The organism is Lysobacter sp. Hz25 (assembly GCF_046097045.1).
In the GTDB taxonomy this organism is placed as follows: domain Bacteria; phylum Pseudomonadota; class Gammaproteobacteria; order Xanthomonadales; family Xanthomonadaceae; genus Lysobacter; species Lysobacter antibioticus_B.
In genome coordinates this window covers 4,527,322-4,548,728 of the sequence record NZ_CP175666.1, presented here as the reverse complement: position 1 = coordinate 4,548,728, position 21,407 = coordinate 4,527,322, and the positions used below count along the sequence as shown (strand labels likewise).

At 66.8% G+C, this 21,407-nt stretch carries 18 protein-coding genes; 6 read left to right on the top strand and 12 right to left on the bottom strand.

Features of this window, described 5'->3' with window-relative positions; translation table 11 throughout:
- Window positions 1–414 precede the first annotated feature (414 nt).
- On the top strand, window positions 415–4,326 hold the full coding sequence (locus ACKN61_RS18775; protein ID WP_408950764.1) for a beta strand repeat-containing protein: 3,912 nt from the start codon (window positions 415–417) through the stop codon (window positions 4,324–4,326).
- A 27-nt stretch (window positions 4,327–4,353) separates the two neighbouring features.
- Here the strand turns inward: ACKN61_RS18775 and ACKN61_RS18770 are convergent, their stop codons facing one another.
- The 6 genes from ACKN61_RS18770 to wrbA form a co-directional block, all read right to left on the bottom strand.
- On the bottom strand, window positions 4,354–7,227 hold the full coding sequence (locus tag ACKN61_RS18770) for a protein kinase domain-containing protein (RefSeq protein WP_408950763.1): 2,874 nt from the start codon (window positions 7,225–7,227) through the stop codon (window positions 4,354–4,356).
- Between the two features lie 14 nt (window positions 7,228–7,241).
- Complete coding sequence (locus tag ACKN61_RS18765) at window positions 7,242–7,877, bottom strand: ECF-type sigma factor (RefSeq protein WP_408950762.1); 636 nt, start codon at window positions 7,875–7,877, stop codon at window positions 7,242–7,244.
- 164 nt (window positions 7,878–8,041) lie between these two features.
- A complete protein-coding gene (locus tag ACKN61_RS18760; RefSeq protein WP_408950761.1) occupies window positions 8,042–8,692 on the bottom strand; it encodes a hypothetical protein in 651 nt (216 codons plus the stop codon).
- 106 nt (window positions 8,693–8,798) lie between these two features.
- Entirely contained in the window at window positions 8,799–9,284 is a 486-nt protein-coding gene (locus ACKN61_RS18755) for an asparaginase domain-containing protein (RefSeq protein ID WP_031373731.1), read from the bottom strand.
- 140 nt (window positions 9,285–9,424) lie between these two features.
- The gene (locus tag ACKN61_RS18750; protein ID WP_408950760.1) at window positions 9,425–9,775 is read right to left on the bottom strand and encodes a DUF2069 domain-containing protein; all 351 of its coding nucleotides are present in this window, start codon (window positions 9,773–9,775) and stop codon (window positions 9,425–9,427) included.
- The gene (wrbA, locus tag ACKN61_RS18745; RefSeq protein WP_408950759.1) at window positions 9,772–10,365 is read right to left on the bottom strand and encodes an NAD(P)H:quinone oxidoreductase; all 594 of its coding nucleotides are present in this window, start codon (window positions 10,363–10,365) and stop codon (window positions 9,772–9,774) included. Before wrbA ends, ACKN61_RS18750 begins: the two co-directional genes overlap by 4 nt.
- A gap of 191 nt (window positions 10,366–10,556) precedes the next feature.
- On the opposite strand from wrbA, the gene ACKN61_RS18740 reads away from it, so the two are divergent.
- From ACKN61_RS18740 to yccX, 3 genes are read left to right on the top strand one after another with little or no spacing between them, the layout of a single operon-like run.
- On the top strand, window positions 10,557–11,828 hold the full coding sequence (locus ACKN61_RS18740; RefSeq protein WP_408950758.1) for a YihY family inner membrane protein: 1,272 nt from the start codon (window positions 10,557–10,559) through the stop codon (window positions 11,826–11,828).
- Window positions 11,825–12,475 carry a TlpA family protein disulfide reductase gene (locus ACKN61_RS18735; protein ID WP_408950757.1) on the top strand — a complete coding sequence of 217 codons (651 nt, stop codon included), beginning with the start codon at window positions 11,825–11,827 and terminating at the stop codon, window positions 12,473–12,475. The genes ACKN61_RS18740 and ACKN61_RS18735 overlap by 4 nt, the downstream gene beginning before the upstream one ends.
- Complete coding sequence (yccX, locus tag ACKN61_RS18730; RefSeq protein WP_408950756.1) at window positions 12,472–12,741, top strand: acylphosphatase; 270 nt, start codon at window positions 12,472–12,474, stop codon at window positions 12,739–12,741. The genes ACKN61_RS18735 and yccX overlap by 4 nt, the downstream gene beginning before the upstream one ends.
- Window positions 12,742–12,747: 6 nt before the next feature.
- Here yccX and ACKN61_RS18725 read toward each other — a convergent pair whose 3' ends face one another.
- Together ACKN61_RS18725 and ACKN61_RS18720 are read right to left on the bottom strand one after the other, a co-directional pair.
- Entirely contained in the window at window positions 12,748–13,557 is an 810-nt protein-coding gene (locus ACKN61_RS18725) for a DUF2145 domain-containing protein (RefSeq protein ID WP_408950755.1), read from the bottom strand.
- Between the two features lie 53 nt (window positions 13,558–13,610).
- Complete coding sequence (locus ACKN61_RS18720) at window positions 13,611–14,033, bottom strand: AbrB/MazE/SpoVT family DNA-binding domain-containing protein (RefSeq protein WP_408950754.1); 423 nt, start codon at window positions 14,031–14,033, stop codon at window positions 13,611–13,613.
- 134 nt (window positions 14,034–14,167) lie between these two features.
- Here ACKN61_RS18720 and ACKN61_RS18715 point away from each other — a divergent pair, with 134 nt between their 5' ends.
- A complete protein-coding gene (locus ACKN61_RS18715; RefSeq protein WP_051885348.1) occupies window positions 14,168–14,911 on the top strand; it encodes a helix-turn-helix transcriptional regulator in 744 nt (247 codons plus the stop codon).
- 1,098 nt (window positions 14,912–16,009) lie between these two features.
- Here the strand turns inward: ACKN61_RS18715 and ppk2 are convergent.
- Genes ppk2 through moaB form a run of 3 tightly spaced genes read right to left on the bottom strand, consistent with a single transcriptional unit; the run spans window position 16,010 to window position 17,678 of the window.
- Window positions 16,010–16,789, bottom strand: coding sequence for a polyphosphate kinase 2 (gene ppk2 / locus ACKN61_RS18710; RefSeq protein WP_408950753.1), 780 nt, complete (start codon window positions 16,787–16,789; stop codon window positions 16,010–16,012).
- Complete coding sequence (locus ACKN61_RS18705) at window positions 16,786–17,154, bottom strand: helix-turn-helix domain-containing protein (protein WP_408950752.1); 369 nt, start codon at window positions 17,152–17,154, stop codon at window positions 16,786–16,788. Before ACKN61_RS18705 ends, ppk2 begins: the two co-directional genes overlap by 4 nt.
- A 5-nt stretch (window positions 17,155–17,159) precedes the next feature.
- Window positions 17,160–17,678, bottom strand: a complete 519-nt coding sequence (moaB, locus tag ACKN61_RS18700) for a molybdenum cofactor biosynthesis protein B (protein WP_408950751.1) — start codon at window positions 17,676–17,678, stop codon at window positions 17,160–17,162.
- Window positions 17,679–17,851: 173 nt separating this feature from the next.
- Here moaB and ACKN61_RS18695 point away from each other — a divergent pair, with 173 nt between their 5' ends.
- Window positions 17,852–19,663 (top strand): right-handed parallel beta-helix repeat-containing protein, encoded by a 1,812-nt coding sequence (locus ACKN61_RS18695; RefSeq protein ID WP_408950750.1) that lies wholly within the window; start codon window positions 17,852–17,854, stop codon window positions 19,661–19,663.
- Between the two features lie 25 nt (window positions 19,664–19,688).
- Here ACKN61_RS18695 and ACKN61_RS18690 read toward each other — a convergent pair whose 3' ends face one another.
- Complete coding sequence (locus ACKN61_RS18690; protein WP_408953860.1) at window positions 19,689–21,356, bottom strand: tetratricopeptide repeat protein; 1,668 nt, start codon at window positions 21,354–21,356, stop codon at window positions 19,689–19,691.
- Between the last annotated feature and the right edge of the window lie 51 nt (window positions 21,357–21,407).

Below are 21,407 nucleotides of genomic sequence, written 5' to 3'. Positions count from 1 at the left end.
CCGGCCTGCGATTTGGATCGAGGCAGCAGCGCTGCGGCCCTTGCCGCGACCTCGTCCGTCCGCGTTCGCGGCAGTGCAAACCCTTGATTTTAAGGCTGTTCTGGCCATGCCGGCGTCGTTGTCGCCAAGGTGAATCCTCTCTGAATCCGCCCCGACGTTTTCAGGCGCACCTTTCTACTTTCCCTCTGAACCGCCCGCAGTCGGGGCGAACCGATGCCGTGTCCCGGAACGGTTCGCGCTCGAACGCAGGCCGATCGCTGCGGCGTTCGCATCGAGACCACTCAGGGGAACAGCACCATGACTTTGCGTACTTGGATCGCGGCGGCACGCCGCCGGGCCGAGCCCGTGGCCGCAGCTCGCACAGCCGGGGCTGAACGGAAACGGCCGCGCAGGTTCAGGATCGCCTGCCTGTGGATGCTCGCGGCCTCGTCGTTGTGGGCGGGCAGCGGTTTTGCTGCGACTTATACGGTCACCGGCCTGGGCGATGCCGTCGGCACCTGCACGGGCACCAGTCCGAATTTCAGCTGTCCGACGCTGCGCGCGGCGATTATGGCGGCCAATCTGACCGTCGGGGTCGCCGATACGATCGCGTTCAGCGTCTCGGGAACGATAGGCGTCACCTCGGCCTTGCCGCCGATCACCGATACGCTGAGCATGAACAACAGCGGCATCACTCTTAACGGCGGCGGGGGAAGCTACAACGCCATCCGATTCTCCGGTGCCGGCGCCAGCGGGAGTCTGCTGCAGAACTACGTCATTACGAATTTCAATCAAACCCTGGTATCCGCCGATAGCGGTGCGGCCAACGTCGCCATTACCGGAAATACGCTGACGGGTAACGCGACGACCTTCGACGCCATCCGATGCCTGGATAGCGACAATTGCAGCGTTACGAACAATACGCTGAGCGGAAATTTTGCCTACGGCATCAGCTACTACAACTTTGTTTCCATCGCCGGATACAACGGAACCATCACCGGTAACATCATCAACGCGACCACGATCAACAGCGGTATCGGCGTGGGCAGCGGCAGCAACGTGATCGTCAGCAACAATCAGCTGTCGGCGTCGAACGGCTGCGGCATCAATCTGTATCAGAACTTCGCGGCCGGAAATACCAACAGCAACACCGTCACCAACAACACCCTCTCCGGCGGAACCGGCACCGGCATTTGCCTGACCGATGCCCAAGGAGCGCAGACCAACAGCAACACCATTCAGGGAAACAGCATCACCGGCATGGGCGGGGACGGTATCCGGCTGAGTTCGTCGGGGGCCGGCGGGATCGCCAGCAATTCGATCACCGGCAACACCGTCACCGGTAACGGCGGCGACGGCGTCAGCATCATCGGCGCCAACGCGCAGAACAACTTCGTTGCGGCCAACATCAATATTTCCGGTAACGGCGGCCTGGGCATCGATCTCGGCACCAGCGGCGTGACCGCTAACGATGCAGGCGATACCGACACCGGGCCGAACGGGCTGCAGAACTTTCCGGTGATCGCCGGCATCAACGGCAATGCCGTCAGCTTCACCCTGAACACGACGGCGAACGCCAACGGTTACCGGATCGATTTCTACAACAATACCGGCGGCCTGGATCCCACCGGCTTCGGCGAAGGCCAGGCCTGGCTGGGCAGTTGCATCGTCACCACTTTCAGCGCCACGGTGCCCAGCAGTTGCACCATTGCGGGAGTGAGCGCGGCGAGTTTACGCATGACCGCGACGCGCTGTCTTACCGCGGCCTGCACCAGCGGAGCGACCTCGGAGTTCAACGGCCCTGCGACCACCGATCTGCGCATCACCAAGACCGATGGCCAGACGATCTATGCGCCGGGCCAGACCATCGCTTATACGATCGTCGTGACCAACGCCGGCACGAGTTCGGTGAGCGGCGCCGTCTTCACCGACCCGGCCGTGAGCGGGGTGACGGTCGCCAGCGTGACCTGCGGCAGCCCGACCGCGGGCTCGGCCTGTCCTTCCGCGGCCAACACCACGGTGGCCCTGATGCAGGGCGCGGGCATCGTCATTCCCACTTTGACCCCGGGCGGCAGCGTGACGTTTACCGTCAATATAACGGTCGCCGCGGCCCGGACCGGCAGCCTGACCAATACCGCGGCGATCGCCGTGCCGGTCGGCGTGAGCGAGAATGCCGCGGCCGACAACACCGCTTCGGACACCGACGGCATGCAGCCCAGCTTCGGCGTTTGCGATTCGCGGCTGTGGCTGGAGCAGTCGCCGGGCGCGCCGACGCCGACCACGCTCTATCAGATCGGCACCAACGCCAATCCGTTGACCTTCAATGCCGTCGGCACGGCTGCGGTGGTGTACAACGCGGTCGGTTACAACCCGGCCGACAACTACCAGTACGGCCTGATCACCCCGACCAGCAATACCTTGGTGCGGATCGGCTCGGACGGCGCGGCCGTCAGCCTGGGCGCCGTCAGCGGATTGCCGGTCGCGACCTATATCAGCGGCGCGTTCGGCACGGCCGGCAATGTTCTTTACGTTAAGAGCAACCTCGCCGCCGGCACGACCATGTACGCGATCAACGTGACCACGATGACCGCGACGCCGGTCAGCCTGAGCGCGGCGATCGATATCGCCGACTGGGCCTGGGTCAATGGTCTGTTGTATGGCGTCACCCTCACCGGCCAATTGGTGTCGGTGAACCCGAGCACCGGCGCGGTGGCGAATATCGGTGCGTCCAACAGCCTGCCCGACGGCTATTTCGGCGCCATGTACGGCGCGCCCAACGGGCTGTACGGCTCGGGCAACAACCCGCCCAGCGGCTTCTACAAGTTCGATCTGGCCACCGGTACCGCCACCCTGATCAGCGGCGCGCCCGGTTCGAGCGCCAACGACGGCTCCAATTGCCCGACCGCGAACATCACCTTCGGCGCCGATCTTCAGATCACCAAGACCAACACACCGGTCTCCGGCCCGAACGATCTGGCCACCGACAGCTATACGCCGGACACGGCACGCACCTACACCGTCGTGGTCACCAATGCCGGTCCGTTCGGTGCCGCCAATGCGGTCTTCACCGATCCGGCGATCGCTAATTTCACTGTGAGCTCGGTGACCTGCGGCAGCCCGATCGGCGGAGGCGTCTGCCCGAGCGTGGCCAATACCACCGTCGCACTGATGCAGGGCAGCGGCATCGTGATTCCGTCGCTGCCGTATAGCAGCAATACCTCGAGCAGCGTCACCTTCAGCGTCACCGGAAGCATTGCCGCGGGTGCGACCGGCGCCCTGGCCAACCTCGCCGCCGTCGCGGTCGGGGCGGGCACCAGCGACGTCACTGCGGCCAACAACAGCGCCACCGACACCGACACGCCGACCGGCACGATCGTGATCGTCAAGGACGCGGTGCCGAACGATGCCCAGGACTTCGCCTTCACCACGACCGGCACGGGCTTGAGCGCTTTCAGTCTCGACGACGATGCCGACGGCACCTTGTCGAACACGCGCACTTTCACCGGCCTGGAGCCGGGCAGCTATACGGTGACCGAGGCCGCGATCGCCGGTTGGTCGTTGACCGGATTGAGTTGCAGCGACCCGGACAGCGGTACCGCCGCCGACCTCGCCAACCGCATCGCGACGATCGATGTCGATTCCGGCGAAACCGTGACCTGCACGTACACCAACAGCAAGCGCGCGGTGCTGCGCCTGCAGAAGGCCTTGCCCTTGGGACGTTTCGTAGCGACCGATCAATTCGCCTTGCAGATCGCAGGCAGCGGCGCGCCGGCGCCGGTGACGACGACCGGCACCGGCACCACGGCGACCGGCACGGTGAGCCTGGACCCCGCGGCTGCAGGCACGCCGTACACCTTGTCGGAAACCGCGGCCGCGGGTACGGATCTCAACAACTACACCGCGACCTACGCTTGCAGCAACGCCCTGGTGGGCGGGCAAACGCCGAGCGGCAGCGGCGGCAGTTTCAGCCTGACCCCGGTGGCCGGAGACGACCTGACCTGCACGCTCACCAACACGCGCAAGCCCTTGGCCGACCTGACGATCAGCAAGACCAATACCATGGCCAATGGCCCGGACGACCAGGCCAACGACACGCTGACTCCCGGGGCGGCCACGACGTATACGCTGGTGGTGACCAATCGTGGTCCGGATGCGGTGACCGGCGCGGTATTGCGGGATCCGTCCGCGAGCCGCGTGCGCCTGAGCTGCCCGGGGCCTGCGACGTGTGCCGGTGCGGCCTGCCCCTCGGCGACGTTGACGACGGCGCAACTGGATGCCGGCGTGGCGCTGGGCGCGATGGCGCTCAACGATACGGTCACGGTGGCTTTGGCGTGCACCGTGCAATAAACGGCGAGTCGGCCTCGGGCTATCGCGTCAATCGGCGCGTGCGAACTTGTCCAGGGCCGCGCGGGCCAGGCGGGTTGAGGCATGCTCCGGTCCGAGCCAGCGTGCGGCGGTGTCGCGCATCCGGATCAGAGAGAGGCGCGCTTGCTCGCGGTCGCCCTGTTGTAGGGCGATCTCGGTGCGCAATTGGTAGATGTTGGTCAGCGCGAAGCGGGCGCGGACCTGGGGCAGGGCGGCTTCGACTTGCGGCGTCAAGGCGATCAGTTGCGCCTCGGCGCCCTTCAGGTCGCCGAGGTTGTAGCTGATGACTGCGCGCGAGAAGGCAATCCGGAATCGCAGGGTATGCGATGGGCCGAAATAGCGTTTCGCGTCGGTTTCGGTTTCGGCGAGCAGGCGCAGGGCTTGGGCCGCATCGTCGCCGAGGTTGCGCGTGGCCAGGGCCCGGGCGTAGTAAAGTTTCGGCGCGAACACCGGCGTCTTCTGCCGGTTCGCTTCGGCGATGAACGAGGCGAGCTGTTTCATGCCTTCGTCTTTCAGCGTCGCAGCGACTGCGGCCGGCATCGCCGCCGGTTTGCGATGCAGCAGCATCACGCCGAGGTCCGCTTCCGCGCGCAGCCTGAGTTCGTGCTTCGGGCCGTAGGAGGCGCGCATGATCGCTACCGCGCGTCGCATTTCGTCGAGGTGCTCGGCGTAGCTGTTCTCGTCGAAAAAGTAGATTTGCGTCGACACTCGCAGTGCTTCGGCGTACTCGGGATGCGACGGGCCGTAACCGGCGCGCAGGATCTCCCGGCCGCGGGCGATCGAAGTCCGGCAATCCTCGGGTCGGTCGCCGGCGCATTGGCTGTCGGCCAGCACCACCCAGGCGCGGCCGGTGTCCGGGTGGCGCTCGCCCAGGTTGCGGCGACGGTCGTCGAGCAGTTGCCGGGCGATGGTCTGTGCTTCGGCGTAGCGCTCTTGCACCGTCAACAGGCGTACCAGTCTTTCGCGGGCGAGATTGGCGAGTTGCGAAGGCTCGTCGGCCGACCGCGCGATCGCCTGGCGCAGGTCGGCTTCGGCTGCGGACAGATTCAACAAGCGCGTATTCCAGTGGCCTCGCAAGGTCAGCAGCTCGACATAGGGCGCGGGCTCGGCGTCGAGGCGCGTGCGCGCCAGCGCTAGCGCCCGGTCGAGGTTTTGTCGCGCTTGCCGGTGCTCGCCCAGCTCCCATTCGCTGCGGGCGATTTCGGTCAGCAGGCGCAGGCGGGTGGAGCGGCTCGCGTCGTCGTCGGGCAGCGCCTGCAGGGCTTGTCCTGCAATCTCGCGCGCCTGGGTGTGGCGTGCCTGCAGATTCAACAGCGAGGCCAGGGTGGCCTGGGTCTCGGCCGAGGCCGCATCCCCACCGCCGCGCACCTGCGAGGCTTCACCGGCGAGGCGAGTGGCGCCGTGGTAATCGCCGATCACCGCGTGGCTGCGCGCCAGCGAGGTCAGGGCGCCGGCGAATACGCGCGGTTGTTCTTCCAGACCGAGCTTGCGGATCTTCGTCTCGACCTTGCGCAACAGCTCGCTCGACGAGAACGGCGTATCGCCGAGGCCGGACAGCGTTGCCGTTCCCAAGGTGTCTTCGAACAATCGATTGACCGCGAGCGCGGCGTCGGTTTCGCGCTGGGCGCGTTGCGCCTGCCACAGCGTCGCGCCGATGCCGACCGCCGCCGTTGCGACGATGGCGCCGGTCAGTCCCAGGGCCAGGCGATGGCGACGAAGGAACAGGCCGGCGCGGTAGAGTGGCGAGCCGTTGCGCGCGCTGACCGGGCGCTGTTGCAACCAGCGTTTCAAGTCCTCGCCGAGCGCCTGCGCACTGGTGTAGCGCCGCTGCGGGTCGGCGTCGGTGCAGCGTTCGACGATTGCGTCCAGACCGCCGGCCAAGCGTTTGGCCAGGGCGCGGTTATCGGGCAAGCTCCGGTTTTCGGCGACGCCCGGCGGTGCCGCGAGGGCCGCCTGCACCAGGCCAGCATCGGCACGCGGCGGTCCCATCCAACGGCTGGCTTCGGCGAGCAGCGATTGGCAGGGGGCGCTGCCGGTCAACAACCGCCGCATCACCATGCCGAACGAATACAGATCGGCCGCGACGCTCGGCGGCGAGCCCTGGAAGACGATCTCCGGCGCGGTATAGCCGGGCGTCAGCGCAATCGGTATCGATGCCGCGTCGCCATGCGCGCTCAGCGGCGCGGACAGGCCGAAGTCGAGCAACTGCACTCGGCCTTCGGCGGTCACCAGCAGGTTCGAAGGCTTCAGGTCCTGGTGCAGCACGCCTTCGCCATGCGCGTAGGCGAGCGCATCGCAGGCTTGCCCGAGCACCGCGACACGTTCTTCCAGGGTCTTGCGATGCCGGTCGCACCAGTCGTCGATGGGCAGGCCTTCGACATACTGCAAGACGAACCAGGGGTGTCCGTCGGGGTCGAGCCCGCCGTCGAGCAGGGCGGTGATGTTGGGATGCTGGAGCCGTGCCAGATGATTGCGCTCGGTCAGCAGGGCGTCGGCCAGACGCGGCGACGACAATTCGATACGCGCGCATTTCAAGGCCACGCGTTGCAGGTATTGCCGATCGTCGCGTTGCGCCTCGTAGACGATGCCCATACCGCCGGCGCCGATCTTGCGCACGATCCGCCATGGCCCCAGACGGGTGCCGATGCGTTCGTCGCCTTCCGTGTCGGAGCCGGGTGTGGCTTCATCGTGCGCACTCGGTGGAGGGCGCAGCGGTTCGTCGAGCGGATGCGCGACCGCATCGGCCGCGATCATCGCCGCCAGCAGCGTGTGTGCCTGCGGATCGTCGTGGCGTATCTCGGCGAGGAAACCGGGGCGCAGGCGTGTGTCCAGATCGATGAAGGCCCTGAACAGCGACAGCACGCGGGCCTCGACCGAGGACATGGACGCAGGCGGGCTCAGGCGGCCGGAGGGTCGGGCAGCGGGGCCGCGCCGAGGTGAGCGATCAGATAGCTGCGCGCGGTCCGCCACTCGCGCCGGATACGCTCTTCGCTGACCTCGAACAGCGCGCCGATCTCGCGGTCGGACATGCCGCCGAAGTAGCGCAGCTCGACCACCGAGACCAGGCGCTTGTCGATCTTGCCCAAGTGTTCGAGCAATTGGTCCATGAGCACCAACTCCTCCATGCGCGCGGTTTCGCCGGTCTTGAAGTCTTCGTTGTAATCGACGAACTCGGCGCCCTGGCCGCGTTTGCTCGCGACCGCCTTCTTGGTTTCGTCGAGAATCGCGTAGCGCATGGCGCGGGCGATCAAGGCGATCAGATGAAAGCGGCTTTCCGCGGTGGAGGCGGCGCCGGCCATCTTCAGCCAGGCTTCGCTGATCAACGAGGTCGGCGACAGCGACGGACGACGGCCCCGCTGGCGCAGCTCGGAGCGCGCCAGCCGGTGCAGATCCTGGTAGATGCGCGCATAGATCAGGTTCCAGGCGTCGCTACGCCCTTGCCGCGCCTGCTGGATCAGGACGGTAACGGATTCGACCGTGGCGTCGGGCAAGACCCACGAGGTTTGGACTGGCGGCGGCGAGGCGATGAGCATGGCTCCGGGCTCCCGTTGACCATTCAATAGTGACGAAAGTCACAAAAAATGACCATGCTCCGGGTGTGCCGCGCGACGAGTGGCGGCCCGGCACCGACCGGCGCGCCCGATCGGCGCCGGTTTCGGCCAGGGCGGGCCTGTGCGACTGGCGCTGGAACCGCGCCTCAGCGCGTGCAGCTCTCGCTGGCTTCGAGCGCGCCGCGTTCGCTGATGCGCCAATGGGTGACCGTGCCGAGTGCGTCGGTCTCGAAGGTCAGCTGGCTGTTCTTGGCCTGCGGCGCGGCGACTTCGATGAAGGCCGAGCCTTCGAAGGTCGGGTTGGCGACCTGCTTGGTCCGGCCGGCGTAGGTCTGGTTGATTTCGGCGATGCTCATGCCGACGCGGCCGCCGCCCGGGGCGATGGCCTTGGCGTCGTAGACGTCGATGCCGGCGAGCTTGTCGCCGGCCATCAGGAAGGCGTACTGGTGGGTAACCGCGCCGCGTACCGGATAGAGCAGGTGGCAGGCGGCGTCCGGGCGCTGATCGCGGTTGTCCTTCATCTCGCCGCCCCAGGCCTGACGCACGCTCGCGCTGTCGGCGCCGAACTTCGCGGTGACGGTGCCGGCCTGGTCGCTGCCGTTGAAGCCGTCGTAGCCGATCGCGTCGCTGCGCAGCACGCGTTCCGGCGGCAATAGAGGATTGGCCGACGCTGCGGGCGATGCGGAGGGGGCCTGGCCGGTGGCGTTCTTGGCCGTCCGGGTGGAATCCGCACTGTCGGCGGGTTTCTGACAAGCCGACAGTGCCAACACCGCTACGGCCAGGACGAGTACGCGCATCGCGATCACCATTGCTATCGGACAGCCCCCGATCCTAATGCATCGATCCGGAAGCATCGCAGTGCAGCAAAGAGACGCTTGCGCGAACTGCGGCGCGATGCGCCGCTCAGATCGCTTCGAAGCGGTTCGCGTCCACGTTTTTGCGGACTTTGCTCGGGTCCCAGATGCGGCCGTTCATGGCGATGTAGACGCCCGGCGGCAGCGATTGCACCGCGCCGACCGCGGTGCCGATGTTGAACTCGGCATCGGAGCCGCGGAAACGCGCCGGATTCAGCGCGCCGGTCATGACGATGGTCTTGTTCGGAATGGTCGCCAGCACCTTGGCCGTCTCGACCATGCTGTCGGTGCCGTGGGTGACCAGCACGTGCTGCGCGTCCTGGGCGGCGATCGCGGCGCGGATCAGCTCGCGGTCGCCGGCGTTGATGTGCAGCGAGTCCTTGCGGATGATCGGGATCACGCTGTAACGGAAAGCCACGCCGAGCTCGTCGAGGATGCGGCCGATCTGCGGTTCGCCGATCTGGTAGTCCGACTTGTCGTCGAAGTAGATCTTGTCGATCGTGCCGCCGGTGGTGACGATGCAGAGCTGGTCCATCGTGGGTAAGGTCGCGAGGTCGGGGAAGCGGAGATTATAGGCCCATGGCCAGGGCCCGGCCGGGTCGTTCGCTGTCGATGCCGGCGTCGTCGTGCCGCGTGGTTTTCGTGCCGCGGGCTCGGGATGCCCGCCGGGCCGGATCAGGATGTCCTGCCGAAGCGGGCCTGGATGCCGGGCAGGTTGGCGGCGAACACGACGGTCACCGCCAGGGCCAGTTCGATCCAGCCCTGCAGGCGTTCCGGCGGCCGCGACCAGGCCACCATCACCCCGTGGCTGAACCAGCCCAGCGCCAACACCCCGGCCCAGTAGGCGGCATGGCGGTTTTGCCGCCACACGCCGATCGCGAGCAACAGCGGCGGCAGCACGAACACGACCAGGGTCGCGGCCAGATGGCGCTGCGACAGCATCCACGCCGCATACAGCGCACTCAGAGCCAGCAAAGCGAGCAGCAGGACGAGATTGGAGCGGGGGCGCGGCGGGGCGGCGCTCATCGGCTCACCTTCGCGACCAGTTCGGCGACGCGGCGGCCGAGGGCGCGCGCCAACACCGCTTCGTCGTCGCTGAGCTGCGGGTCGTCCTGGGGCCCGGCGACATGGCTAGCGCCGTAGGGGCTGCCGCCGCCGCGCGTGGTGCTGAGCAAGGGTTCGGTATAGGGAATGCCGACGATCACGCAGCCGTGGTGGAGCAACGGCACCATCATCGTCAGCAGGGTCGATTCCTGGCCGCCGTGCTGGCTCGCGGTCGAGGTGAACACGCCGGCCGGCTTGCCGACCAGGGCGCCGCTGGCCCATTCGGCGCCCAGCCCGTCGAGCCAGTGCTTGACCGGTGCGGCCATGTTGCCGAACCGGGTCGGGCTGCCGAGCACGAGCCCGGCGCATTCGGACAGGTCGCGGGCTTCGACGTAGGGCGCGCCGTCCTCGGGCACCGGCGGCGCCGCCGTCTGGGTGATCGCGGCCACCGGCGGCACGCTGCGCACGCGCGCGGCGATGCCGTCGATTTCGCCGATCCCGCGCGCGATCTGTCGCGCCAGCCGCGCCACCGATCCGCCGCGGCTGTAATAGAGCACCAGAACTTCGGTCATCGATCTCTCCTGTAGGCGGCAAGGATAGAGGATGGGGGCAGGGCGATTGGGGTTTTGGGGAGCCAGGGCGGCTGGGTGGGCGTTGCGGGTGGGGCGATTCGTCTGGTGCCGCAATGCCTTCATCCCCGACGAACCCCCAGGGCAACCGCAGCGCATGCCCTCGTGACGCGCCATCGGTTACCCTGCGCCGGATGGAACCCTTGGACTCGATTTATCGCTGGAGCGACCGGGTGCGCGATCGCGCTCGCGCCGGGACGTTCTTCCGCTTCCTGGCCCGCCGCTTTCTCGACGACAACCTGTTCCAGGCCGCGGGCGCTCTGTCCTACACCACCGTGTTCGCGTTGGTGCCGCTGTCGATGGTGGTGTTCGGCGTGTTGTCGGCGTTCCCGATGTTCGGCGAATGGAGCGACCGCCTCAGCGACTACATCTTCTCCAACTTCGTGCCCTCGGCGGCGCGCTCGGTGGAGAGCTATCTAAAGCAGTTCTCGGCCAACGCCGGCCAGCTGACGACGGCCGGCGTGATCGCCTTGGTGGTCTCGTTGTTGATCACCCTCAACGGAGTCGAGTCGGCGTTCAACCGGATCTGGCGCATCCATTCGCCGCGCCCGCGCCTGGGCCGCTTCCTGGTCTATTGGACCGTGCTGACGCTCGGCGCCCTGATCGCCGCGGCGAGCCTGGCGATCTCGGCGCGCTTCTTCGCCATGGAGGTGTTCTCGACCCAACCAGGCCGCTGGCTCGAAAGCCTGTTGCTGCGGGTCGCGCCGATGCTGCTGGAATGGTTGGCCTTCGCCGCGATCTACCGGGTCGTGCCGCATCGCACGATCAAGTGGCGGCATGCGGTCGCCGGCGCTTTCCTGGCGATGGTGCTGTTCGAGACCATCAAGGGCGGTATCGGCCTGTACCTGGGCAATTTCGGTTCGTACTCGAAGATCTACGGCACCCTGGCGTTCGTGCCGATCTTCCTGTTGTGGATCTATCTGAGCTGGGTCGCGGTGCTGCTCGGCGCGTCGCTGGCCTCGTCGATCTCGGCGTTCCGCTATCAGCCGGCCTCGATGCGCCTGCCGCTGGGCTTCGAGATGTACGGCCTGTTGCGTCTGCTCGCCCGCTTCAACGAGGCGCGCAAACGCGGCCGCGGCCTGCATATCGACGACATCCAGCAACTGGAGCCAATGCTGACCGATTCGCTGGTCCAGCAAATGCTCGAGCAACTCGGCGAGATCAGCGTGGTGCGCCGCGCCGAGAACGGCGAATGGCTGCTGGCGCGTGATCTCGACGAGCTGACTCTCGGCGAGTTGTACGAAGCCTGCAACCTGCGCATCCCGATCGCCGAGGCCATGCTGCCGTGCCGCGACGACTCGCTGGGCCAGTCCGCGGTCGCGGCGATGGACGAACTGCGTGTGCCCCTGCGCGCGCTCATGAAACGACGCGTGTCCAGTATTCACGCCGAAGAGGAAGGAACATGATCCCGAGTCATCGCAAGTCCAGCCTGCGTTCGTTGTCCGCACTGGCGCTGGCCGTTGCCGCGCTGTCGCTCGGCGCCTGCCAGCAGCCGCAGACGCCGGCCAGCGACGGCAAGCCGGCCGCAACGACCGACGCCAAACCTGCGCCGGCCCCGGCCCCGGCCGTGGACACGAAGCCGGCCGATGCCAAGCCGGCCGATGCGCCGCCCGCCGATGCCGCGAGCGACACGCCCGAGCTGCGCATCGCCACCATCGACGGCAAGACCTACGACCTGGCCGAGCGCCGCGGCCGTTGGGTGGTGGTGAATTTCTGGGCGACCTGGTGCGCGCCGTGCATCAAGGAAATGCCCGAGTTGTCGGCGCTGGACACCATGCGCGACCACATCGAAGTGATCGGCCTGGCCTACGAGGAAATCGAACTCGCCGACATGCAGGCCTTCCTCAAGAAGCACCCGGTGTCGTATCCGATCGCGATCCTCGACGTCGCCGACCCGCCGAAAGCCTTCGATACGCCGCGCGGCCTGCCGATGACCTATCTGATCGGGCCCGACGGCAAGGTCGCGGAGAAATTTCTCGGCCCGGTCGACGCCAAGAAGATCGAGGCCGCCATCGCCAAGGCCTCGGCCCAGATCGCCGTGCCGAAGGCATGAGCGCGGCGCGTTTCTTCGTGGCCGGCAAGGTCCAGGGCGTGTGGTTCCGCGCCTCGACCCGCGAGCAGGCGCTCGCCCTGGGGCTGCGCGGTTACGCCAACAATATCGCCGATGGCACCGTCGAAGTGCTGGCGGTCGGCGACGAGGCCGCCGTGGCGCGCCTGGCCGATTGGCTGGGCCACGGCCCGGCGCAGGCGCGCGTCGACCGGGTGATCCGCGAGCCGGCGCGCGAGGACGAAGCCGGCGCCGGCTTCCTCTGCGGTTGAGCCGGGCTACAGCGCGCCCGGATTCGCTATCAAGCGTCCGTTGCGCCATTCGCGCTGCTCGCTGATGTGCCCGCCGCGCGCCAGGTAGTCGACGATCGAACGCACGGTCACCACCGGGTAATCGCCGGCGAGGCGGGTGCCGATCGGGTGATCGCTGAAGGCGACATTGGCCGTGAACAAACCGCCGAGCACTCGCTTGGAATAGGGAATCCGCACGCGATCGGGGCGAAAGCCATCGGCGAGCGCGGCGCGATAGGCCTCGCGCCGATTGCCCGGCGCGGACGCGTCCGGCAGGGTCGTGGCGAACAGCTCCAGCAGCCATGCGGTCGAGTTCTGATAGTCCGCGCTGCCAGGGCGTGCGATCAGGTTGTAGTGCGGCTGGTGCAGGCCTCCGCTGGGCAGGCCGCGCAGCTGCGCGGCGAGGCGTTCGGCCTGGGCCGGTTGCAGCCAGACGATGCGCGCGTCCTGGTTGACCAGATCGTCGGCGAAGAAGTTGACCAAGCCTTGCGTGTACAGGCCGGAGCGGTCGCTGTCGCATTCGTTGAGCAAATGCACCGCGGTCCAACGGCCGGCGGCATGGTCGCGCACGACGAAACCGACATGGCTATAGACCAGACCCTGCGCCGACAAGTCGGTGCCGACGCGGGCGACCAGCGCGGCGGGTGCATCGCGTTGCTCGAGCGCGGTGGCGACGGTCAGCGCGGTCTGCGCCGCCGCGGCCAGTTTCTGTGGGGTGACGGTCTGGTCGTCGCAGCGAGTGCCTGCACGTCCCTGTGCAGGCAACACTCCGAGGACCACCACCGCCAACGCGGCCATAAGCATCCTGCAGGCCGCGAATCCGGAATAAGCAAAAGGAACGCGCGCGGCACTCATGCATCGATCCGCTCGCTGTGCATCAGCGCGCGGGCGCGTTCGTTGGGGATGAAGCAAAAGGGATCGCCATCGGCGCCGCTGAGCAGCCAACCGCCGGCGACCGCCGACACGGTCAAAGCCTGGCCAACCTTGAGGCCGAGCTGCTTGACCGCCTGCGCCGACAACACCACGGCGAACGAGGTGCCCAAGCCGACCGCCGAGACCGTCAGCGTTACGCCCTCGGCGCTGGCCTCGACTCCGGCGACCGAGAATTTCGCACCGGCCGACAGCGCCCGCGCCGCGGCCACCGGTACTTCGACCGAGGCGTTGAGGCTGAGTTCGGACTGGCGGCTGAGGCCGTCGGACTGCACCGCCGCAAAGGCCGGCGTCCCTGCCAGCAGGCCAACGGCGGCCGAAACGGAGAGGGCGAGGGGACACATGCGGCTGGCAATCCTTGGCATCTCGCACCGTCTCGTGAAGGTCCGGGGCCACCCTCGGTGGGACGCGGGGCGAATGCAATAATCATCGACAAAGTGTCTCGGAATTCGCCACCGGGTAGCGTATTTTGATACGCATGGCGATTTCCATCGAACTGATCGACGGCCTGAAGCGTTTTTTGCGCGCCCAGGACCTGACCTACCGCGATCTGGCCTTGCGCCTCAAGCTCAGCGAGGCCGCGGTCAAGCGGATGTTTTCGCGACGGGCGATGAGCCTGCAGCGGCTGGAGCAGATCTGCGACGTGCTCGATATCGGCCTGGTCGAGTTGAGCGCCGAAGCCGGCCGCGGCCGCGCGCCGATGGCCATGCTCAGCGAAGAGCAGGAGCAGGCCCTGGTCGACGATCCGGCCCTGCTATTGGCCTTGTTCCTGACCTTGAACCGATGGAAGCAGGCGGACGTGCAGGCGCATTTCACCTTCGACGACGTCAAGTGGACGGCCTTGCTGGTGCGCTTGGACCGGCTCGGCATCATCGAATTGATGCCCGGCAACCGCGGCCGGCCGCTGACCGCGCGCAACTTCCGCTGGCGTGCCGACGGTCCGATGGAGCGCCATTTCCGCTTGCGCATGCTCGGCGATTATTTCGCGGATCCCTTCGACGGCGAGCAGGACGTGTTGCTGCTGCTCAGCGGCGCCCTGAGCGTCGCCGGCATCCGTCAGCTCAAGCAGCGCCTGGGCGAGGTCGCGCGCGAGTTCGACGGCTTGTTGGCGCGCGATGCCGCCTTGAGCGCGCAGGAGCGGGTCGGCGTGAGCCTGGTGTTGGCGCAGAAGCCGTGGCTGTTGCAGCTGTTTCACCCGTATCGGCGTTCGCAGGGCGAGTGAGGGGTATGGCCGCGCTTCGGTCTCGCGGCGCTATCGGGCGCGGTCCTGTAGGAGCGGCGTGAGCCGCGACCAAGGGGATTCGCAGCGTAGACAGCGCCGATGTCGCTGATCGAAGCGGTGTACCCCCGCGGGGGTAGGAGCGGCGCCCTACTGGATTTCCTTCGGTCACAAGCCGCGACCACGGAATGCGCAGAGGCCGCATCGCTTACGTCCCTAATCGAAGTCTTGAACTGTCGCGAGGGTAGGAGCGGCGCAAGCCGCGACCGCGATCAAGAGCAGAGCTTCCGTCCGCTGACGCGGCCGGGTTACTTTCTTTTGCTAAGCCCAAAAGAAAGGTAACCAAAGAAAAGGGCTCTCCTTGCAAGGGGACAGGCCACGAGTGCGTAGCTAGCGCCGGGATTTTTCGATAGGACGTCCTTGTCCTATCGAAAAACGGCGCACGTCCTGTGCGCCGCCCTCCGGGTCTATGATCGCATCGCTAGATCGAAACTGCGCCAAGCTCTTTACGGCAACGGCAACGGCAACGGCAACGCGTGTTTTGCTCTTAGGGTAGGAGCGGCGCAAGCCGCGACCGCGCAACCACGATCACTGGTGCCGGCAGCCGCAGATTCGCGGTCGCGGCTCGCGCCGCTCCTACCCTTTGTACCGTCGTGGTTGCAGGATTGCTGTTGCTGTTGCTGTTGCTGTGCGTCGTAAAACACTCGCGAAGGCAACAGAAGACCCGGAGGGCGGCGCGCAGGGATGCACGCCGTTTTTCATCGGGACAGGGATGTCCCGTATGAAAAATCCCTGCGTCGGCATCGAACGCGCGGGCCTGTGATTCAAAGAAAAGCAACTTCTTTGGTTACCTTTCTTTTGTTGCTTATGACAAAAGAAAGTAACCCGCCGCTTTAGTGGCGGAGGCTTTTGGCGTTTGATCTAGATATTGATCTTGCTTGTGAAAAACGCCGCAAACCCGCTGCAGCGCAGTCGCGGCTTGCGCCGCTCCTACCCTGACGGGCTGCGGCCGGTATCGGCGTGACATTGAGAGGTCGCGGTCGCGACTTACGTCGCTCCTACAGGGGATGGGTTCGCCAAGTTCTCTTCATGGCGAACCGCTCAGCCCTTCTTGCCAGCCCGGATCGGCTTCAGCACGCCGTATTTCTCTTTCGACGGCTTGCCCTTGAGCGGCGCGAATTCGAGTTCCGAATCCGGCAGGTGAGTGTCGGGCAGGCGCGCCAGCAGGTCCCGGATCAGGGTCAACCGGCCTTGGCGCTGGTCGTTGAAATCGACCAGGGTCCACGGTGCGTGCGGGCTGTGGGTGGCCTTGAGCATGGCTTCGCGGGCGCGGGTGTAGTCGTCGTAGTGCCTGCGCGCTTCCAGGTCGATCGGCGAAAGTTTCCAGCGCTTGAGCGGGTCTTCCAGACGTTCGGCGAAGCGTTCTTCTTGCTGCTCCTGGTCGCAGCACAGCCAATACTTGAACAGCAGGATGCCGTCGTCGGTCAACAACTTCTCGAACACCGGTGCCTGCTGCAGGAAGGCCTTCACCTGCGCGGGTTCGGCGAAGCCCATGACCTGCTCGACGCCGGCGCGGTTGTACCAGCTGCGGTCGAACAGGCTGATTTCGCCCGCGCCCGGCAGATGCGATACGTAGCGTTGGAAATACCACTGGCCGCTTTCGCGTTCGCTCGGCTTGGGCAGGGCGACGATGTGGCATTGGCGCGGATTGAGGTGGTCGGAGATCGCGCCGATCGCGCCGCCCTTGCCGGCGGTGTCGCGGCCTTCCAGCAGCACCACCACGCGGCGGCCGCTGTGCTGCAGCCAACGCGCCATCGCCACCAGTTCCAGCTGCAGCGTTTCCAACTGCGCTTCGTAGTCCTTGCGCTTGAGCTTGCTCATCGTTTGCTCTTCTTCGCCGCGGTCTTGCGCGGCGCCGCACTGCGCTGGGTGCCGGCCATGGTGGTGGCGACTTCGAGCAAGGCGCCCTGTTGGCGCGTGTTGAGAGCGCGATAGGCAGCGAGCAGGTCGTGTTCGCCCTGAGTGCGGGCCGGGTCGAGGGTGCTGGCGAGTTCCGACAGCAGCGCGCCGGCCGGCACGCCGAAGGCGCGCGCGAGCGCATCGAGCTGGTCCTTGCCGGGCAGCTTGTCGCCGCGCAGCCAGGCGCTGACCGTGGCGACGCCAGCGCGCGGAATCGCGGTGGCGATGTCGGTGGCGTTGAGGCCGCGGGCCTTGGCCAACAGGCGCAGGGTGGTGTCGAGCGGCATGCCGATCACTCCTTGAGGCGGGGACGCAGGGTGGCGAGGTTGCACGGCCGGGTGCGCGCGTCGAGCTGGGCGCTGACGATCTTTTCCCAGGCCGTGCGGCAGGCCGAGGTCGAGCCCGGCAGGCAAAACAAAAAGGTCGCGTTGGCCAGGCCGGCGAAGGCGCGCGATTGCAGGGTCGAGGTGCCGATTTCCTCGTAGCTGATCGCGCGGAACAGCTCGCCGAAGCCGGGCATTTCCTTGTCGAGCAAGGGCAGCAGGGCCTCGGGCGTGGAGTCGCGGCCGGTGAAGCCGGTGCCGCCGGTGACCAGGATGCCGTCGATGCCGTCGTCGGCGATCCACTGCGACACCGCGGCGCGCAACTTGTAGCGATCGTCGGGCAGCAGCTTGCGCTCGGCGAGGCGGTGGCCGGCCTGGGTGAGGGATTGGACGAGATAGTCGCCGGAACTGTCGTCGGCCAGGGTGCGCGAGTCCGAAACGGTCAGCACGCACAGCGAGAGGGGGATGAAATCGCGTTCTGCGGTCATGCGCGCAGCCTAACGCAAACCGCCGGCTGTGGGGCAGGGCGTCGCAGGCGTTGAAACGCACATTGGGCACCTTCTTATATTCTCCCTGCCCCCAGCGATCGCGAAGACGAGCTGGGGCGCTGCGCCTGTCGCCGCGCCAACAGGAATGATGCTGTACTCAAGGAGATCAATGCATGCGTAAACCCTCTCTGTGTCGCGCCGCCGCCGGCTTGCTGGCATTGTTCGGCCTGCTCGCCAGCGCCTCGGCCGGTGCGGCCGTGCTCGGAAACGTCGATGGCTTCTACCCCGGCGAAGGTGGCCGGCCGGTGTTGTCTGGATGGGCCTGCGAATCCGGCAACTCGGCATCGATCCAGGTCGACGTCTTCGTCGACGCCCCCTATCCGCGCGGACAGTTCGTCGGGCGTTGGCCGGCCAACGCCGCCAGCGAGTCGGCGGTCGGCGCGAGCTGCGCCTCGTCCGGCACTGCGCACCGGTTCGCCATCGCGATCCAGGACCGCGACTGGGTCCAGTTCGCCGGCAAATCGGTCTACGTGCACGGCGTGGCCCCAAACGGCAACGCGCCGATCGGAACGCCAGGAGCGGTTGCGATGCCGAGTGGCGGCGGCGCCGCGACCTGCCAGATCCACGACCTCGCCTCGCTCAACACTTGCGTGGCCAATCGCGCCCAGTATCAAGTGTTCAACTTCAATGCCGATGTGGCCTGTGCCGGCGCCGAATGCTGCACCGCTGCGAGCAGCGGAGGCGCCTTGCTGAACCTCGATTTCAGTACCTACAAGGTGGTGCAGGGCAACGGCCATACCTTGTCGCGCTATGCGCCGCGCGCGGCTTGTCCTGCGATCAATATCAATCAATCTTCATACATCCGGGTCAGCGACTTGGCCATCGACGAGGACGAGAACGTGCCCGGCTGCCGCCCCGAGGACGACTGTCCGTCGGTGGCTTTGGTGAGCGGGTCCAACAACGTCGACTTCCAGGGGCTGCGTATCTATCACGGCAAGGGATACGCGATCTACGTCTCCGGCACGCGGGTCTTCAATTTCAATCGTTCCTTGGTGGCGGACTCGGGCATCATCGGCCTGTACGTCGGCACGGTGGTCGGCGATTTCTCGGTGCCCAGTCGCTACATCACGGTCACCGATTCGGTATTCACGCATACGCGCACCAACGCCATCGCCTTCCAGGGCGTGTACGGCGACGCGCCGGGGCACAACCTGATCCGCGGTAATGTTCTGACAGGCAACCACTACAAAGGCATGTGGTTGGATCCGCAGGGCAGGGAGATCAACGGCGGCCAGCTGTATCTACCCAACAGCGCTCACGTCGTCGTGCAGGGCAATATCATCGGCGACGGTTATTGCGCCACCTGCGAGAGCACCGACACCTGGGGCATGGAACTCGGCGCTGAGGACGTGGTGCGGGACTTGGACGTGTCCGGCAACTACCTCTACAACATCAAGGGCATGGCGTTCTTCCTCAACGCCAACGGCGCGGTCGACTCGGACTCCAGTTTGCTCTCCAACCGCGTGCTCGGGGTCAGCGTATTCAAGAACTTCGCCGTCGCTGAATCGGGCAACGTATTCTCCGATACGAACCCTTCGCTCAAGCGCAACGGCGATGCGAATTACGTGATCCATCGCTCGGTGCTCAACGGCTGGCATCAGGAGGCCAACATCCGCAACGAACGCGGCGCGAGCTTCGAGTCCGGTTTTGGTTTGAGCTCCCATTCTCGCCCGAAAGCGGAAGGCGGTCCGATCCTGCGTTGCTTCAAGACCGGCAGCGCGACCGAGGATTTTCCGACCCGCGACCGCAACTGCGAAGGCATGGGCGTATTACACAGCGTGCTCGGTTACAGCTTCGAGCCTACTTACGTCGGCGCCCAGCCGTTCTACCGTTGCCGCTCCAATGAGGACTATTTCGTGAGCTGGGATCCCGGCTGCGAAGGCAAGGTCAACGAAGGAATGTTAGGCTACGCGACCGTTCGTTGAGTGATCGTGCCGGCGCGCCGATACATCAGCGCGCCGGCCCGCGCAGCGGCGTCGGCGCTTCGCCCTTGCGCTGCCTGCGCGCCATCGCCATCGTCATCGCCGCGAAATCGATGGCGAAGCCATCCATGTCGAACAGGCCGCTGTCGCTGCGGCGTGCGGCGAGTTCGCCGCGCAAGGCCCGCAGCGCGCCCGGGTCGTTGCCGAGCGCGATCGCTCGGGCGACGAAGGCCGCGTCATCGGCGACGTTCATCGACTCCAGGCCGAGGTGGTGGTTGAGGCTGCCGGCCACGCGCGCGGCGAAGGTCGCGCCGGGGCAGGTCAACACCGGACAGCCGGCCCAGATCGCATCGGAGGCGGTGGTGTGGGCGTTGTAGGGATCGGTATCGAGGAACAGGTCGGCATGGCGCAGCCGCGCCAGGTAATCGGCATGCGGCTGCTTGCGCATGAATACCAGGCGCTCCGGCGCGATGCCCTGGCGGCTGGCGAAATCGCGCAGGCGCTGGTCGGCGCGGCCCGGGCCGGACAACAGCCACAGCACGCTGCCGGGCACGCCGCGCAGCACCGCAAGTGCGCGCGCGACGCTGCGCGGATTGAGTTTGTAACTGTTGTTGAAGCAGCAGAACACCACGCCCTGGTCGGGCAGGCCGCATTCGCCGCGGCTCGGCGGCGTGGCCGGTTCGCGGGTGGTGTCGGAGGGCTGGAAGCAACGCGGCAGCCAGGCCACGGTTTCGCTGAAATCGGCGCTCAGCGCTTCCGGCAGGACGTAGCGGTCGGCCAGTATGTAGTCGATCCACGGCGCCGCCGAAGTACCCGGATACGCCAGCCAGTTGACCTGCACCGGGGCCGGCCGCATCGCCAACACTTCCGGCGCACCGCCGCCGCCCCAGCCGCGCAGGTCGAACAGCACGTCGATGCCGGCGCGGTGGATCGTCGCGGCGACCTGGGCATGAGGTTGCATGGCGACGTCGTGCAAAGCGTTTGCGGCGGCATGCAGGCGGCGGCGGATGGCGCTGTCGTCGTCGCGGTTGAGGGCGAACAGGTGCAGGTCGAGGCCGCCGCGCCGCTGCAGCGCTTCCAGCAAGGCGACGATCAGCAGGCCGGTCGGGTGGGCGCCGAAGCCGTTGGAGAGCAAGCCGACCCGGATCGGTGCCGATGTGTCTTTCTGCGGTGCGGCCGGCAAAGGCCGCACGCTGCCGGCGATCACCGTCGCGCGCAGCGCCGCGCAGCGGCGTTGTTCGGCGGCGCTGGCGTCTTCGCTGAGGAAGGCGAAGGGTTCGACCGAGGCCTGCCCGCGTGCGATCGCATCGCGGACCTGGCCGGCGAGGGTATCCAGATCGCGCCAGTCGCACAATTTGCGTCGCCACGCCAGCAGATAGGCGGCCAATTGCGGTTCGCGCGGTGCGAGCGCATAGGCATGGGCATAGGCCCCGAGCGCGCCTTCGGCATCGCCGACGTCTTCGAGCGCATGCGCCAGCCACACCGCGATGCCGGGGTGCTGCGGCGCGTTGTGCGCGGCCGCGCGCAGGCTGGTCACCGCGTCGTCGCGGCGGCCCTGCATCCATTGCGCCCGGCCCAGGCGCGCGAGCGCCTCGGGATGACCCGGCCGCAGGTTCAAGGCGCGTCGCGCCGCCGCTTCGCCGCCGCGGGCATCGCCGGCGTCGAGTTCGTGTTCGGCCAGCATGATCCAGGCCATGGCGTCGCCGGGATTGCGCTGCAGCGCCTGGCGCAGTTCGAGGCGCGGGTC